The sequence below is a fragment of the Gordonia sp. (in: high G+C Gram-positive bacteria) genome (assembly GCF_020438995.1).
Classification (GTDB): domain Bacteria; phylum Actinomycetota; class Actinomycetes; order Mycobacteriales; family Mycobacteriaceae; genus Gordonia.
On sequence record NZ_JAGQTN010000206.1, the window covers coordinates 14,347 to 29,925 of the forward strand.

Here is a 15,579-nt window from a genome sequence, read left to right on the forward strand (position 1 = left end):
GCGGGGCGATCAGAAGAGAGTGGCCGGGCGCACGTAGTTGGCGAGGTCGACCAGTATGAATCGGTGGTCGCGGTTGGAGCGGGTCTGCCGGGCCAGGGCGCGAAGGGAGCTCTCGGTACCGCGTCGCACACCGAGTTCGGTGAACGGGTAGCCGAGGAACTTCACCTTCGGGTCGGTGGGTGGATCATCCTGTGCCGCAATCCATCCCAGGGCTGTCCCGAGAACGATGAGGGCCAGCCGGGCTTTGCGGGGTTCGGTCTCGGGGATCTGTTCGAGCCGGGCGGCGGCTTCGGTGATCTCCTCGCGGGTGATGTCCTCGGTCTTGCGGCCGTGCACCAGGATCAGTACGGCCGTGGCCCGCGCGGTGTTGTAATGCCTGCTGGTGGAAGGGACTTCGTCGAGAGGTTCGAGAGCCTCGGCGATCCGGCCGGAGGCCGTGTTCAGCCGCGCCAGGCCGAACGCGGCGGTGATGATCGTGTGGTTGGTCCACCACAGGTCGTGATAATGGTGGGCGGCGATCGTGGTCCACTCGGTGATGCGTCGTTGGCTCGCCAGGCGTTCGTCCGCGAGCCACCGGCCGATCAACTCCGCTGTGCCCGCGACGGCGATCTTCGGTGCGATCTCACCCGGCATCGCTTGCAGCACATCATCGAAACGCTCATAGGCGATCTCCGGTTCGCCATTGCGCAACGCGCACAGACCCATGTACCAGCGCACCCGCCACGAGTCGCCGTGGTGAACGGTGATGTTGCGCAGCAACTCCATGGCGGTGTCGACGTTGTCGAGTTCGAGATGGGCGCGCGCCTCCACCAGATCGATCTCCAGCGACGGGTGCGGATCGGCCGAAGGGGTTCCGAAGACCGCTGAAAATCCGTCGGCACGAGCCACTTTGATCGAATCGAGGGTTTGCCGTGGCGAGGACAGGGCCGCGGAGGTGAGCATGCCGGCGGCCGGATCGGCAGGGCTGACCAGTGGGACCGGGAGCGCGTGCGCGATGTCGAGCGGATCGTAGAACGCCGCCTTGTCGGGGTCGAAGAATCCGTCGACCGGACCGAGCAGCAGTTCGGTGCCGAAAGTGGTGCGCGGCGGGCTGAACACCGTCGACAACGACGGCCGCGGCACCCCCGTGTGCACGGCCACCACCTCGCGCAGCACGTTGAGCACCTGTGTGCTCATCTCCTCCGCGGAGACGAACCTCTCGTCGGGGTCGGATGACGTAGCACGTTGCAGCAGAAGCTGATACGACGGATTGTCGGCCAGGACCGGGGCGTCCTCGGGGCTCGGCAGGCCGTCGAGGTATCGGCCGTTCTTGCGGCGCATCGGCAATGTGAGTGCGGCGAGGGTGCGGCCGATGCTGTAGATGTCGGTGGCCACCTGCGGACCGGTCCGCACGATCTCCGGCGCCTGGAATCCCGGTGTGCCGTACAGATGTCCGTAACCGTTGATCGCCGACACCGCACCGAGGTCGATCAGCTTGACGTCGTCGCTGGTGACCATGATGTTCTCGGGTTTGACGTCGTTGTACACCAGGCCCACCGAGTGCAGATAGCCCACGGCCGGCAGCACCTCGAGCATGTACGCCATCGCCTGCTCGATGGTCAGTAGGCGATTGTCGCTGTCGAGGTCCGACTTCTGCGCCGCCATAAGCTGTTTGAGCGTCTGGCCACCGACGTACTCCATGACGATGTAGCCGATGTGCTGGCCGAACTGGTCGGGATGCTCGACGAAGTTGTAGATCTTGACGATGCCCGGATGATTCACCGAAGCCAGGAACTGCCGTTCGGCGAGCGCCACCTGCTGCGCCTCCGAATCGGAGGAATTGAGCAGTCCTTTGAGGACAACGGGCCGGTCGGACACATTGTGGTCGGTGGCCAGATACAGCCAGCCCATGCCGCCGTGAGCGATCGCGCCCGCGATCTCGTACTGGTCGGCGACCAGTGTGCCGGGGTCAAGGCCCGGAACGAACGAATAGTGCGCACCGCACTTCGGGCAGTCACCGGTCATCGGGCCGGAATGTTCGCCGTCGTTGCGGCCGACGGGCCTGCCGCAACGCCAGCACCGGCGTTTGCCCTCCGGGATGACGGCCCCGGTGAGGACTGCGTCGGCGGGGTCGATGTCGTGGATCGTGGGCAGGTCCACCAGTCCGCTACCCAGGCGCCGGTCGTGCACTCCCAGATGATTCTGCGGGATCAGGCGCAGTTTCGAGCCGGTGCCGATGGGTTCGGTCGACACGGGCCCGGTGCTGCCGGTGGTGTAGTCGGTGACCGGTCCGGGCCCGGGCGGTGGTCTGCGGGGAACCTCGTCGGTGTCGTCGGCGAACGGGTCGAACGCGGCTGCCTGGGTGCCGTTCGTCTCGTCCGCCTCGTCGGCGAACGGGTCGAATGCGGTGGCCTGGGTGCCGTCGGTCTGGTCGGCCTCGTCGTCGGCGAACGGGTTGAATGTCACGGCCTGGGTGCCGTCGGTTTCGTCCGCCTCGTCGTCGGCGAACGGGTCGAACGCGACGGCCTCGGTGTGGTCGCTCTCGTCGAAATCCGTCTCGTCGAGATCACCGGAATGCACCTGGTCGGCGGTCATGTGGCCGGGTTCGGTGGTGCGGTCCCCGTCGAGTGGGGAATCGCCTGTGGAGTGCGCCGGTGTGGGTGAGCCGGTCATTGTTCGCGCTCAGTCCTGGTATCGGGGTATGGGTGGAGAGCCGGGGCCCAGGATCGACAACCAGCGGTTGTACATCTGCTGCCATTGTCCTGAGGTGCGCACGTCGTCGAGGACGCCGTTGACGAACCGGACCAGGTCATCGTGACCTTTCGCGATACCCACCGCATAGTTCTCCTCGCCGAGACTCGGCCCGATGACCCGGACCCACGGATCCTGTTCGGCCAGCCCGGCGAGGATCGCGTCGTCGGTGCTCACCGCGTCGACCTGTCCCTGCTGGAGCATCACCAGGCAGTCGGCCCAGGTACTGGTGGTGGTGATGTGGGCGGTGGGCACGATCGACTGGAGCCTGCCGATGGACGTCACTCCGCGTGCCGCGCACACCCGTTTGCCGGCCAGGTCGCCGGCGTCGGCGATCCCGCTATTGCGTTGGGCCAAAATACGTTGGGCGGCAACGTAATAGGGCGCAGAGAACGACACCGCCTGGCGGCGGTCGCAAGTGATCGACATGGTCTTGACCACCACGTCCACGTCGCCCTTCTGGAGGTACTTTATCCGGTCGCCGGAGGTGAGTACCCGGAACTCGATCTGGTTGGGATCGCCGAAGACGGCGCGGGCGATCGCCCGGGCGATGTCGACGTCGAATCCTTTGATGTCGCCGGTGATGGTGTCGCGGAAACTGAACAGATTGCTGCCGATGTCGAGGCCGACGATGAGTCGGCCGCGCGAGAAGATGGCGGCCATCGTGCTGCGGGCGGGCATGCGCCGGGGTGTGGGCAACTGGCCGGGTCGCAGACTCGTCAGGGCGTCGCAGTCACCGGCGTCGGGGACGGGCTCGACCGTGGTCTGCGGGATGGCACCGGGAGGAGTGGGTATGTCGGCGGTGGCACTCGGCGGCGGCGAGTCGGGGGCGGGGAACTCGGTGCACCCGGTCATGGTGAGAGCGGCCAGCACCATTGCCGCCAGAATCGTCGCGGCCGGCCTGCGCGCCGTCATCGGTACTCCCGGATCCGGGGAACCAACCCGCCGATGACGGCCAGTGTGGCGAAGCAGGCGATGACGAGCATTCCCGTTCCCGTGTAACCGATGACGCGCTGCGCGGTGTTGATGTCGGTGCGGAACGATTCGCGGGTGGCGGTGATGCCTTTGACGAGGTCGGCGTCGAGTGCTGCGTACCGCTTGGCCGACGTGCCGGTGCCGATGATCTTCTGCGCTTTCGAGAAGTCGCCGCTTTCGATCGCCGTGCGTGCGTCGTTGTCGGCGGCGATCCACTGGGCCAGCAGGTCGAGGGTGGCACCGAGTTGACTGGGTGTGACCGCGGCGACGTCGTGGTGGTCGTTTTGCAGCGTGGTGAGGGTGTGTCGGATCTGCAGCGTGGCCAGATTGAACGTCTCTCTGAGACCTTCCGTGTCGCCGCGCTGTACGAATGACAGCGTCTCGGCCGACCGGGCCTGCTGGGTCGCGATGCGTGCCGACGTCAGATCGCGTAGCGGGTCGGCGCCGTTCTCGCGGGCGCTGTGGGTGATGGCCACCGATGTCAGCCCCGAGGCGAGCAACCACATCGACCCGACGACGATGGCCGTCAGTGCGGCGAGGATGCCCACATTGAATCGGCGACGGGTCCGCCGGGCCAGATACCGGGAGGTGGCCACCAGAGCCACGATGGTCACGGCGAGCGCCGCGTACACCCCCCACGGCGGTGTCGACAGGGTCTGCTGCGGGTCGGAGATGGCGGCGGATCGGCGGTCGTAGACGCGCTGGGCGGCCGGGAGGATCGTCTTCTGCATGAGAGTCGACGCCACACCCAGGTACGCGGACCCGACAGGATTGCCGAGCCGGTTGTTGGTGCGCGCAGTCTCCACCAGCCCGGTGTAGACGGGGATGTTCTTGGCCAGGGACTCCACGTCCTGGCGGGTTTCGGTGAACTCCTTGGCCGAGTCCGCCTCGGCCTCGTCCATCAGGCTGCCCGCCGCGGTGATCAGCGAGGTCGTGGCCGTGGCGATGGCGTCGGCGTAGCGGGTGCGCAGCGTGGGCGACTCCAGGCCGCCGGACAGGAACGCCCCGTTGGCCGACGCGTCGGCGATCGACAGGGAGCTGTAGAGCACCTGGGCGGATTCGGCGAGCGGTTCGGTGCGGTCGACCATCGCCCGTAAGGTGCTGGTGCGGTCGTCGAGAACGCTCGCCGAATACCAGCCGGTGAGCAGCAGCGCCAGCGACAGCACGATCATAATCGCGACCAGTCTGCCCGGCGAGGTGCGCGCGTAGTGACGCAAAGCGGCGATCGGCGGCTGGGTGCGGGGGCGGGTTTCGGACAGCTCGCGGCGGTCGGCGAGGGCTTGCCGCAGCGGGGGCAACGCGAGCCCGCTCGCCGAGCGCCCGGCCCGACCTGCGCGGGTGACGGCGCTGCGCACGGGAGATGCGTGGCCGGTCACCGTAGGCCTCCTACCCGAGCGTGGGACTGTGCATTCTCCACCCTAGTCTCGCTCAACCCGGTTTGGAGGCTGGCTCACCAGACCTATCTCACATACGGTTGAAAAGACGACAGCCCGGAAGGTGAGTCGGTGGGGACAGGTTGGCGGGGGACGGTCAGCGGGGACGATTAGGAGGCGATGTGCGCGGCGACGGTGACGGATGGGTTCTCGATCCCGACGGCTCACGGTACTGGGGTGTGCACGGCGCGGCCGGGTTGCTGCTGCTGGCACCGCTACCGGACGGCGTGACCGGCGTACTGTTGCAGCACCGGGCCGCATGGTCGCATCAGGGCGGCACGTGGGCGCTGCCGGGCGGGGCCCGTGACTCGCACGAGAGTGCCATCGACACCGCGATCCGCGAGGCCGACGAGGAGGCCGGGATCGGCGGCCACGAACTGCGGGTGCTGTCGGCGTTCGTCACCCACAACGCCCCCAGCGGCTGGACCTACACGACGGTGATCGCGGAGGTCGACGAGCCGGTCCGGACCGTCGCCAACGGCGAGTCCACCGAACTGCGGTGGGTCGATATCACCGATGTCGAGCACATGCCCCTGCACCCCGCCTTCGGACGCAGCTGGCCCCGGCTGAAAGACCACCTGACGACGGCCGCCCGGCAACAGTCGTGACTGCCGCTCGGAGGTGGTGACGTCAGGCGCCGATTCTCACCGGACCCTTCGCGACCCTCGCTCCTTCGTCGCAACGGCCTCAGGGATCAAGACGTGTCCCCGACACACCTTCGACACAAGCACCTTCTTGATCCCTGAGGCCAAAGCGACGAAGGAGGGAGGGACGCGTTGGGTCCGGTGAGAATCGGCTCTCAATTGACGACATCAACCATGCAATCGGTTGGCGCCTGCGACCAGGGCGTTGACGTTGGCGTCGTCGCCGGTGGTGCCGGTGCCGTACGCCCAGCGCTGGGTGCCGTTGTGTTCACACAGCAGGTAGGTGGCGAACGCGTTGTCGGTGCGGCGCTGGCGTAGCGCGACGATGGCGACGGGGGCGCCGATGTCGTGCAGGATCGACGTCATCGCGCCGACGGGGCCGGTGGCGGTGGCGTGCAGTGACAGCAGGTCGTCGGCGACCGCGAGGGTGGCCTGGCAGTCGATCATGTCGTGGCCGGCGGGCTTGGTGTGAAACGCGGCCAGCCGGATGCGGCCGTCGCCGGAGTACCTGTCGGTGAAGTCTTCCCAGGTCATGGTGGATGCCTCCTCACGGATCCCGGAGGGCAGGGTGTGCCGACCGGGGTTACGTGCCGAGCATGTCTGGGCGGGATGAACGGTAAACATCGAATCTGCTCATTTCGGTCGAACTGAAGTTGACCGACTAAGGCACGCAAGCCGACCCGCAGCGGGGGGTCGGTCGAGATCAGACCCCGCTGCGGCGGGCTACGAGAAGAAGCGGACCTGCTTTGAGCACGGGGTCGAGGGTACACCCTCACGCCGCGAAAGTGTGAACCGTTTCACACTCAGGTCAGTGACCTGGGGTGATGTCGGTTCCGGTGATGCCCACTGCGGTGATGCCTACGGTGAGGGCACGGGCGGCGGCCCCGGGATCGTCGGCCGCGGTGATGGCGCGCACGACGACGATGCGCCCGGCCCCGGCCGCGGCCACCTCGGGCAGCCGCCGGGCGTCGATACCGCCGATCGCGAACCACGGCTTGCCGGGCACACTGGCGGCGACCTCGCGAACGAGGCCCAGGCCGGGCGCGGTACGGCCGGGTTTGGTGGGTGTGGGCCAGCACGGTCCGACGCAGAAGTAGTCGACGTCCCGGTCGGCTGCCGCGGCGGCCGCCTGGGTGGCGTCGTGGGTGGACTGCCCGATGATCATCTCCTCGCCGACGATCTCGCGGGCCTGCGCCGGGGTCAGATCGCCCTGCCCGACGTGCAGGACGTCGGCACCCGACAATCGGGCGAGGTCGGCACGGTCGTTGACCGACAGCAACGCCCCGCCGGCGTGGGTGATCTCGCGTAGCCGGGCGAGGATCGCGAGTTCCTCGGCCGCTTCGAGGGCACCGAATTGTTTCTCACCGGCCGATCCCTTGTCCCGCAGCTGCACGATGTCGACACCGCCGGCGACTGCTTTGGCGACGAACTCGTCGAGGTCGCCGAGTTCGCGGCGGGCGTCGGTACACAGGTACAGGCGGGCGCAGGCGAGCCGGTCATGGATGTGACGGGCCGGCCTGTTGTGCATATGGGTGGTCACGAGGCGTAGGTGGTGTAGCCCTTGCCCGTTCCGGGCGTGACGATGTCGTCGAGTTCGGCCAGTTCTTCGGCGCTCGGATCCCACTGTGCCGCATGCACATTGGCGTTGATCTGCTCGGGGCGGGTGGCCCCGGAGATCACCGATCCGACGGCAGGCTGGGCCAGTAGGCCGCCGATCGCGACGTCGAGCAGGGGGATGCCGCGGTCGTCGGCGAACTTCTGCAGACCGTCGACGATGTCGAAGTCGGCGCCGTCGTAGCGGAAGGTCTCGGTGGCCAGCCGGGTACCCTCGGCCGGTGCCTGATCGCGCTTGTACTTGCCGGTGAGCAGGCCGTAGGCGAGCGGGAAGTACGGCAGCAGGCTGATGCCGAACGTTTCGAGAGCGGGCACGAGTTCGGCCTCGGCACTGCGGTTGTACAGCGAGTATTCGTTCTGCGCGGTGATGAAGTGCGGTGCGCCGAGCGATTCGGCGAGCCAGTCGGCGTTCACCACCTCCCACGCGGTCATGTTCGACGACCCGATGTACCGGACCTTGCCGGCGGTGACCAGATCGGCGAGTGCGTCGAGGGTTTCTTCCAGCGGCGTCACCCGGTCGGGGGTGTGCAGCTGATAGAGGTCGATGTAGTCGGTGCCGAGCCTGCGCAGGCTGCCCTCGACGGCCTTGGCGATGTAGCCGCGGCTGCCGCGCACCCCGAAGTCCTCCCCGTACAGGCCGCCGGTGTCCATCCCGAACTTGGTGGCGATCACGACCTGATCGCGCCGGGTGCCGAGCGCCTTGCCGAGCATCTGTTCGCTGACGCCGGAGCCGTAGCTGTCGGCTGTGTCGAAGAAGTTGATCCCGGCGTCGACGGCGGCGTCGATGACCGCTGTGGTGGCCGTCTGGTCGATGCGTTTGCCGAAGGCGTTGCAGCCCACGCCGACCGATGACACGACCAGGCCGCTGGTACCGAGAGGTTGGTAGCGCATGGCCCCGACGGTACTCCCGCGCCCGGTGCTCCCGAACCTGGTACTCCCGAACCGGTACTCCCGAAACCGGGGCGGCCGGTTCCGGTGGCCCGTGTATGTGTGCCGATCGTGTTCTCTACCCTGGACGGAAGGAAACACGGGAGTCCGCGGGATCGCCGGGCTGAGAGTGCGGGTCGCCCCCGCAGACCGTCACACCTGATCCGGGTCATGCCGGCGAAGGGAGGTTGCTGTGACGCACGTGGGTGCGGATCGTCCTCGGACACTGACGGTTGTCGGTGCGGGGGTGATCGGGCTGTGCTGCGGGCTGGCCGCCGCCGATGCCGGGTGGCGGGTCACTGTGCTGACCGACCCTGGCACCCCACGAGCCGCCGACGTGGCCGGTGGGATGCTCGGTTCGCTGGGTGAGGGTCATCCGGGCGAGGATGCGCTGCTGGAGATCACCGCCGATTCGGTGCGCCGCTGGCCGACGCTGCTGGCCCGGCTCGATGATCCGGCGATCGTTTCCGCCGACGATTCGCTGTTCGTCGGGGTGACGGCCGCGGATGTGGCGTTCCTGACGCAACTCGCCCGGTTCGTGTGGTCGAAAGCGGTCGACGAGTCGGTGACGACACAATCAGGGTTGCGGCAGGTGACCGGGCGCGAGATCCGGGAACTGGAACCGTCTTTGGGGCCGCGTGCCATCGGTGGATTCCTGGCGTCGGGGGAAGGCGCAGTGGACAACCGGGCATTGTTGGCGGCGCTGGAAACCCGGCTGGTGGCGGCCGGTGGAATGGTGCGGGCGCACCGCGTCGATTCGCTCACCGATCTGCCCGGCGACCGGATCTTGGTGACCGCGGGTCTGGGATCGTCGAAACTTGTTGGCGGAATTGATCTGTACCCCGCGAAGGGGGAGATCCTGCGGCTGTCGGCCAACGCGTGGTCGGTGCCCGGACCCCGGCATGTGGTGCGTGCCCGGGTCGGCGACAGGATGGTGTACTTGGTGCCGCGCCGGGCCGGAATCGTGGTCGGTGCAACGCAATACGAACCGATCGATGCTTCGGACATGGCGCCGCGGGTGTCGGGGGTGGCCGATCTGCTGGCCGATGCACTTGAGGTGATGCCGGGTCTGGGCACCTACGATCTCGCCGAGGCGGGAGTCGGCTTTCGGCCGTGCACCGCCGACGGTCTGCCGGTGGTGCGGGCCGTCGACGATCGGGTGATCCTCGCCTGCGGCCACGGGCGCAACGGTATCGTGTTGGCGCCGTGGACCTCTCATCGTGTTGTCGAGATTCTTGACGAAACCGGAGCGAACTGATGGTCATCACAGTGAACGGCGACAGGGCGGTGCTGCCCGACAGATGCTGTGTCACCGATATGTTGGGGGCGTTGGGTTTTCCCGAACGTGGGATTGCGGTGGCCGTCGACGGCGAGGTGGTCTCGCGCCGCGATTGGAGCAGCCCGCTCATCGACGGCGCCGAGGTGGAGGTCCTGACGGCGGTGCAGGGTGGCTGAGGTGACCGGTGCCGGTGCCGATGTACTGCGGATCGCCGGCCGAGAATTCGGGTCACGGCTCATCATGGGGACCGGGGGTGCGGCCAATCATGCTGTGCTGGAACAGGCTTTGCTCGCCTCCGGAACTGAGCTCACCACCGTCGCACTGCGCCGCGTCAGTCCGGGGTCGGGTACCGGGATGGTCGACTTGCTCGACCGCCTCGGCATCGCGCTCCTGCCCAACACCGCAGGCTGCCACAGTAGGGCCGAGGCCGTGCTCACCGCCCGGCTCGCACGGGAGGCGCTCGGTACCGACTGGGTCAAACTGGAAGTGATCGCCGACGACAAGACCCTCCTGCCCGATCCGGTTGAATTGCTGGACGCCGCACAGGTTCTCGTCGCCGACGGGTTCGTGGTCCTCGCCTACACCAACGATGACCCGATCCTCGCCCGCAGGCTACAGGACGTCGGGGTGGCCGCGGTGATGCCGCTCGGCTCACCCATCGGCACCGGCCTGGGCATAATCAACCCGCACAATATCGAGATGATCGTCTCCACCGCGAACGTCCCGGTGGTGCTCGACGCCGGTGTCGGCACCGCCTCCGACGCTGCCCTCGCCATGGAATTGGGTTGCGACGCCGTCCTTCTGGCCTCCGCGGTGACCCGTGCCGACGATCCGGTCACAATGGCGACGGCGATGCGTCACGCCGTGATCGCCGGCCGCCACGCCCACCGCGCCGGCCGCATCCCGAAACGCTTCTGGGCCAACGCATCCTCCCCGGACAGAGACGGCTGAACCTGACTATTTCTTACGCGTGCCCGGCAGCACTCCGGCGTCGAGAATGGTTTTGACGTACGGTCGCATGCGGGTGACCGCATCGGTCAATTCTGTTGATGACCAAACGGTTTCGCCGAGGGCATCGGTTTCGGCCTCGATGTCGTCGTAGGTGGCGGCGCCGGCGGCGGTGAGCCGGTGTGCGATTCCGAGCTTGTTCGGGGCGTCGGTGCGTTCGGCCAGACCGGCTGCCACGAGCCGGTCGACGGAGGACTCCCAGTCGTCGTCGGACCAGCCGCGGGTGAACTTGATGGCCTCGCGACCCATGATGCGGCGGCTGACGGTCGGGTCGGGCAGGTCGGCCTCGTGGAAGGTCACCACGTCCAGGCCGTCGAGGCCGTGCGTGATCAGCGTGGCGATGTGGTTGTCGCCGCGCCATTCCCGAAGCACCGCCACATGTCGCCAGAGCCGCAGATGCGGGGCGTCGGGCACCTCGCTCGACGCCCACGCCGCCGCCAGCGCCCGCCCGCCCAGCGGCAGCCCGGTGACGGCGCCTTCGAAGGCGTCGGCGAGTTCGGCGAGCGCCGGGTCATCGAGCGTGTCGCCGAGGATGGTGCGCAACTGGTCGTCGAGCATGGCGTACCGGGCGGCCGACACCCTGTCCAGACCCACGCCCACCGCGTCGCGCCACGCGGGTTCGATGAGGGCCGGATTGAAGTTGTAGAACGTCGAGGTCACGACCGAGGGCGCACAGGCACCCAGCGGTGCGCCGCGGCCACCGGTGTAGAACGCGATGGCCGACAGTCCGGTGGCGTCCAGTGCGGTTTTCAGTCCCGGATTGAAGTAGGCCAGGACGTGGAACGGTTCGAGGGTTTCGTACGCGGTACGCGCGGAGCTCATACCGGTCAGTCTTGTCCGTCGGCGGCCCGCGTGTCCACCCTCGGCACACGATCGGCATCTTCGGCATCCTCACGGAGGTCCTCGGGGCCGGGAAGGTCCTCGCGGCCGCGCCGCCAGCCGCCCTTCATCGGCGGTGCCTCCCCGAAGTGGTCTGGGTCACCCGAGCCGTACCAGGCCACCAGCACCGCCCCGACGAAGGCGCCAACGAAACCGGCGATGGCCAGCCCACCGAGACCGGCCTTGGCGGTGTCGCCGAGGAACAGCACGCCCACCAGACTCGGCCCGGCGGTCTCGCCGACCACCAACACGGCGGTCACCCCGTTGACGGCGCCGAGTTGCAGAGCGACGGTCTGCACGAAGAAGCCAGTGGCCCCGGCGATGGCGATTGTCCACGCGGCCGGGTCCTCGAGGAGTTTGATCGGATCGAACGGATCAACACCATGCAGCACGCGGACCGCGATCGCGATCATGCCGAACAGCAGACCCGCGCACGCACCGCCCACGATCGCGCCATGCCTGCCCACCTTGTACACACCGACGAGCGCGACGACGCACAGCACCGCGGTCGAGATGAACAGCACCCAGTGGAACCGCTCGCTGTCGGAGGTGTCCGCATACGGCGACGACGAGAAGCCGAGCATGCACAGCGACATCACCACCAGCCAGATGGCGATCCAGTCGCGGGTGTGCAGCGCGATGTTGAGCATGATGGTGCTCAGCAGGGCCGTGACCACCAGATTGGCCGACACTATGGTCTGGGACAGGAACAGCGGCAGGTAGCGGGCGGCGACTGCGCCACCGGCGAAGCCGATGACCACCATCATCGTGCCCAGGATGAACGACGGGTCGACGAACGTCGACATCGTCGACTGGATCGAGGGCCCGCCCGAGGCGTTGGTCTGACCGGCCTCGTTGCCCTCTTCACGCGCTTCCTGCGCCACGCGACGGGCGCCGAGTGCCCGCAGGACCGTCGACATGCCGTAGGCGACCGCGGCCAGGCAGGCTGCGATCACACCGATCACGAACATCTCGGACCTCCGCTCCGGTTCCGCATCAAGTGTGTGTAACCGATCTCATCGCGCCGGTTATTCCCTGGGCAGGCAGGGCAGGTCTGCGCTCGGTTTAGACTCGGTGCCGTGACTGAGTCGAATGGTAAGCACGTACTGATCACCTTCGGCCGATCGTTTCTCACGTTGAACCTTGCCCGACTGATGGCGGCGGCGGGACATCGGGTCACGATAGTGGACAGTCTTCCGATTGGAATAACGCGTTTTTCGCACGCCACGTCGAAGTTCATCCGGGTGCCCTCGCCCAAGTTCGAGCCGGTCGCCTACTGCCGCCGGCTCGTGCAGATCGCGATCGACGAGAAGGTCGACATGATCATCCCGATCCACGAGGAGACGGACATCCTGTCGATGATGGCGGGACTGTTCCCGCCCACGTGCGAACTGTTCCTGTCGCCGTTCACCACCGAGAACCAATTGCATCAGAAGGCCGAGTTCTCCCGATTGCTCGCCGACAAGGGGATGCCGGGGCTCAAGTACGCCACCCTCTCTTCACCCGACGACGTCGCCGCGTTGGACTTCACCACCCCGTTCGCACTCAAGCGGGTGTATTCGCGTGGGTCGCAGAAGGTGTACAAGATGCGGCCCGGTGATGACCTGTCGTGGCTGGACTTCGAGGACGGCAATCCGTGGCTCGCACAGCAGTGGGCGTCGGGCGACCGCTACTGCACCTACTCGATCTGCCGGGACGGCAAGGTATTCGCGCACGCCACCTATCCGGTCGGTTATGCCATTGACGGAAACTCTTGTCTGCGTTTCGAATCGGTTGATCATCCGGGGATTCTGGACTGGATCACCGAGTTCGTCGCCGACATCGGGTTCACCGGGCACATCGGTTTCGACTTCTACGACGACCCCGACATCGGTCTGCTGACCATCGAATGCAATCCACGTGCCACCAGTGGGATCATGCTGTTCGCCCCGGCCGACGGCGTCGACAGGGCGTTCTTCGGGGAGAACACCGAATTGATCACGCCGCAGCGGGATGCCGACAAGATGATCGGGCTGGGCATGCTGATGTACGGCTGGAAACGAAAGTCATTGAACGGACGTAGCTTCCGTCAGTTCGTACGCGACTTCCGGCATTCGCGCGACGTGGTCTGGTTGTCGGGTGACCGAAAGCCCGCACTGATGCTCCCGGTGGCCTACCTGTTCATCCTGCGGCACTGCCTCAAGTACCACGTCGGCCTGGCCGAGGGCTTCATGCACGACCACGAGTGGGACGGCAAACAGGTCTCTCCGTAGGTCGAGGTGGTCACGTCATGCGTCTCATCTCACCGGACCCTTCGCGACCCTCGCTCCTTCGTCGCATCGGCCTCAGGGATCAAGATGTCTGGCCGAACCCGTGCGGACCTTTGGTGGTGGCCTCACGTCTTGATTTGTGTGGTTTGTCTTGTGGTGGCCTCACATCTTGATTTGTGTGGTTTGTCTTGTGGTGGTGGCCTCACATCTTGTTCTGTGTGATTTGTCTTGTGGTGGTGGCCACACATCTTGATCCCTGAGGGCTGTCGCGCGAGCTTGCGAGCCGACAGCGTCTCGAAGGGTCCGGTGACGCAAGGCTCCCAACGGTTTACGATGGTGCTACGACCCGTGCGCCGCGCACATACACTCCGGTGATGGCCGGCTCCCGCATCCCCAGCAGTAGCGCGAACAGCAGCTGATCCCGGGCCATCTCGTCATCCTCGGCACGAATCCCATTGGACAACAACAGTTCCAGTGGTTCCCAGCGGGCGGGGTCCACCACCACGAAGTCGGCCTCCTTGCCGGCGTCGAAGTTCCCGAACCGGGATTCTGCATCGAGAGCCCTTGCCCCGGCGAGGGTTCCGGTGAACAGCAGTTCCGCCGGATGCAGGGCGACGGCGTCGTCGCCGGGTTCGGACAGGTGCACCTTGAATGCGCAACCGAGCACCTGCGGGATCAGCCATTCGTCCCCGGCGCCCACATCGGTACCGGCGGCCACGTTCACCCCGGCGGCGACGGTCCGCCGCCACGGCATCGTCCCCGATCCCAGAAACTGTTGTGACACAGGACAATGCGCGATCGAGGTACCGGTCTCTGCCATCCGGGCCAGTTCGGTGTCGGTGCAGTGCACAGCGTGCGCCATGATGGTGCGACGTCCCAGCAGACTCGATCCGCCGACCGCCGACCCGGGCAGGAACCTCCCGTCGTAGGTGTCGAGGTACGAGTTCACCGAGAACAGTGATTTGACGGCGTCGATCTCGCCGGTGCCCGGCCGATTGTTCTCGTTGAGGTGCGAGTGCATGAACACCCCGCGCCCGCGGACGTCGTCGTACAGCTCGCCGAGAGCGGCCAGTGTGCGAGTGGACATCGACAGCGTGAACCGGGGCACGACCGCCACCTGCAGCAACGACGAGTCGTCGCCGTGCCAGCGGTCGATCTCGGCCGCGCACAGTTCGATGGCGCGTTCCTCGGAGGTCATCAGCGGCGCCGCCGACGGCGGTCCGACGGTCTGCACGCCGCGTCCGCTCACCAGTCGCAACCCGGCGCGCTCGGTCTCGGTGAACAGGGCGTCCTGGGCGTCGGGAAATGCCGACCCGAACACCATCGCCGCTGTGGTGCCCGATCGGATGCGGGCGGCGACGAAGTCGCGGGCGATCCGCCCGGCGAACACGGGGTCTGCCAGGCGTGCCTCGGCGGGAAAGATGCAGGTATCGAGCCATTCGAGGAGTTGCCCACCGCCGTATGCATCGAGCGAATACGTCTGCGGAAAGTGCATATGGGTGTCGACGAATCCGGGCAGCAGGAACGATCCACGATGGTCGACGACGGTGCCCGTGGCGGGCGCGTCCTGTCGGGGACCACAGTAGGTGATCACCCCGGAGTCGTCGACGATCAGCGCCCCGTCGGGGAACGTCGCCAGGGCCTCGCGTGCGCCGGTGACGTCGGGCGCGCCGGCGATGTGGACGATGTGGCCGAGATATGTGACGATCATCGGTCAACGAAAACACAGACCGGCCCCGCTCGCCCGTCGAGCGGACCGCATCTTTCCGTCGGGTATTCACTCGAACGGACGACGCCGTGTCGCCTCGGGATGTGATTCGACTCACTACAGTTGGTGTGCG

14 protein-coding genes and 1 riboswitch are annotated in these 15,579 nt (G+C 66.8%); of the genes, 5 read left to right on the forward strand and 9 right to left on the reverse strand.

Annotation, left to right across the window (positions count from 1 at the left end; genetic code table 11):
* Window positions 1-9: 9 nt before the first annotated feature.
* Genes KDB67_RS14845 through KDB67_RS14855 form a run of 3 tightly spaced genes read right to left on the reverse strand, consistent with a single transcriptional unit; the run spans window position 10 to window position 5,081 of the window.
* Window positions 10-2,652, reverse strand: a complete 2,643-nt coding sequence (locus KDB67_RS14845; RefSeq protein WP_291017080.1) for a serine/threonine-protein kinase — start codon at window positions 2,650-2,652, stop codon at window positions 10-12.
* Between the two features lie 9 nt (window positions 2,653-2,661).
* The gene (locus KDB67_RS14850; RefSeq protein ID WP_291017082.1) at window positions 2,662-3,645 is read right to left on the reverse strand and encodes a glutamate ABC transporter substrate-binding protein; all 984 of its coding nucleotides are present in this window, start codon (window positions 3,643-3,645) and stop codon (window positions 2,662-2,664) included.
* On the reverse strand, window positions 3,642-5,081 hold the full coding sequence (locus tag KDB67_RS14855) for a hypothetical protein (protein WP_291017084.1): 1,440 nt from the start codon (window positions 5,079-5,081) through the stop codon (window positions 3,642-3,644). Before KDB67_RS14855 ends, KDB67_RS14850 begins: the two co-directional genes overlap by 4 nt.
* Window positions 5,082-5,260: 179 nt before the next feature.
* Between KDB67_RS14855 and KDB67_RS14860 the strand changes: the two genes are divergently transcribed.
* Window positions 5,261-5,746: an NUDIX hydrolase gene (locus tag KDB67_RS14860; protein WP_291017086.1), complete on the forward strand. Its 486-nt coding sequence runs from the start codon at window positions 5,261-5,263 to the stop codon at window positions 5,744-5,746.
* A gap of 204 nt (window positions 5,747-5,950) precedes the next feature.
* On the opposite strand, the gene KDB67_RS14865 is transcribed toward KDB67_RS14860, so the two are convergent.
* From KDB67_RS14865 to KDB67_RS14875, 3 genes are all read right to left on the reverse strand, one after another.
* Window positions 5,951-6,316, reverse strand: coding sequence for a hypothetical protein (locus tag KDB67_RS14865; protein ID WP_291017142.1), 366 nt, complete (start codon window positions 6,314-6,316; stop codon window positions 5,951-5,953).
* 274 nt (window positions 6,317-6,590) lie between these two features.
* Window positions 6,591-7,310 (reverse strand): thiamine phosphate synthase, encoded by a 720-nt coding sequence (thiE, locus tag KDB67_RS14870; protein ID WP_291017144.1) that lies wholly within the window; start codon window positions 7,308-7,310, stop codon window positions 6,591-6,593.
* 8 nt (window positions 7,311-7,318) lie between these two features.
* Complete coding sequence (locus KDB67_RS14875; protein WP_291017089.1) at window positions 7,319-8,287, reverse strand: aldo/keto reductase; 969 nt, start codon at window positions 8,285-8,287, stop codon at window positions 7,319-7,321.
* A 126-nt stretch (window positions 8,288-8,413) separates the two neighbouring features.
* A riboswitch (TPP riboswitch) is annotated at window positions 8,414-8,527 on the forward strand.
* Here KDB67_RS14875 and KDB67_RS14880 point away from each other — a divergent pair.
* The 3 genes from KDB67_RS14880 (at window position 8,517) to KDB67_RS14890 (ending at window position 10,553) form a co-directional block, all read left to right on the forward strand.
* Complete coding sequence (locus KDB67_RS14880; RefSeq protein WP_291017092.1) at window positions 8,517-9,581, forward strand: FAD-dependent oxidoreductase; 1,065 nt, start codon at window positions 8,517-8,519, stop codon at window positions 9,579-9,581. Its footprint overlaps the riboswitch before it by 11 nt.
* Window positions 9,581-9,778, forward strand: a complete 198-nt coding sequence (gene thiS, locus KDB67_RS14885) for a sulfur carrier protein ThiS (protein ID WP_291017095.1) — start codon at window positions 9,581-9,583, stop codon at window positions 9,776-9,778. The genes KDB67_RS14880 and thiS overlap by 1 nt, the downstream gene beginning before the upstream one ends.
* Window positions 9,771-10,553, forward strand: coding sequence for a thiazole synthase (locus tag KDB67_RS14890; RefSeq protein WP_291017096.1), 783 nt, complete (start codon window positions 9,771-9,773; stop codon window positions 10,551-10,553). The genes thiS and KDB67_RS14890 overlap by 8 nt, the downstream gene beginning before the upstream one ends.
* 6 nt (window positions 10,554-10,559) lie before the next feature.
* On the opposite strand, the gene KDB67_RS14895 is transcribed toward KDB67_RS14890, so the two are convergent.
* Window positions 10,560-11,432 carry a hypothetical protein gene (locus tag KDB67_RS14895; RefSeq protein ID WP_291017098.1) on the reverse strand — a complete coding sequence of 291 codons (873 nt, stop codon included), beginning with the start codon at window positions 11,430-11,432 and terminating at the stop codon, window positions 10,560-10,562.
* A gap of 5 nt (window positions 11,433-11,437) precedes the next feature.
* A complete protein-coding gene (locus tag KDB67_RS14900; RefSeq protein ID WP_291017101.1) occupies window positions 11,438-12,460 on the reverse strand; it encodes an EamA/RhaT family transporter in 1,023 nt (340 codons plus the stop codon).
* Between the two features lie 108 nt (window positions 12,461-12,568).
* Between KDB67_RS14900 and KDB67_RS14905 the strand changes: the two genes are divergently transcribed.
* Complete coding sequence (locus KDB67_RS14905; protein ID WP_291017104.1) at window positions 12,569-13,741, forward strand: carboxylate--amine ligase; 1,173 nt, start codon at window positions 12,569-12,571, stop codon at window positions 13,739-13,741.
* A 325-nt stretch (window positions 13,742-14,066) separates the two neighbouring features.
* On the opposite strand, the gene KDB67_RS14910 is transcribed toward KDB67_RS14905, so the two are convergent.
* Window positions 14,067-15,449 (reverse strand): amidohydrolase family protein, encoded by a 1,383-nt coding sequence (locus tag KDB67_RS14910; protein ID WP_291017106.1) that lies wholly within the window; start codon window positions 15,447-15,449, stop codon window positions 14,067-14,069.
* Between the last annotated feature and the right edge of the window lie 130 nt (window positions 15,450-15,579).

Excerpts from the sequence above, each read along its gene's own strand:
- KDB67_RS14845 (WP_291017080.1), bottom strand. The coding sequence starts at position 2,652 with ATGACCGGCTCACCCACACCGGCGCACTCCACAGGCGATTCCCCACTC.
- KDB67_RS14850 (WP_291017082.1), bottom strand. The coding sequence starts at position 3,645 with ATGACGGCGCGCAGGCCGGCCGCGACGATTCTGGCGGCAATGGTGCTG.
- KDB67_RS14865 (WP_291017142.1), bottom strand. The coding sequence starts at position 6,316 with ATGACCTGGGAAGACTTCACCGACAGGTACTCCGGCGACGGCCGCATC.
- thiE (WP_291017144.1), bottom strand. The coding sequence starts at position 7,310 with ATGCACAACAGGCCGGCCCGTCACATCCATGACCGGCTCGCCTGCGCC.
- KDB67_RS14875 (WP_291017089.1), bottom strand. The coding sequence starts at position 8,287 with ATGCGCTACCAACCTCTCGGTACCAGCGGCCTGGTCGTGTCATCGGTC.
- thiS (WP_291017095.1), top strand. The coding sequence starts at position 9,581 with ATGGTCATCACAGTGAACGGCGACAGGGCGGTGCTGCCCGACAGATGC.
- KDB67_RS14895 (WP_291017098.1), bottom strand. The coding sequence starts at position 11,432 with ATGAGCTCCGCGCGTACCGCGTACGAAACCCTCGAACCGTTCCACGTC.
- KDB67_RS14900 (WP_291017101.1), bottom strand. The coding sequence starts at position 12,460 with ATGTTCGTGATCGGTGTGATCGCAGCCTGCCTGGCCGCGGTCGCCTAC.
- KDB67_RS14910 (WP_291017106.1), bottom strand. The coding sequence starts at position 15,449 with ATGATCGTCACATATCTCGGCCACATCGTCCACATCGCCGGCGCGCCC.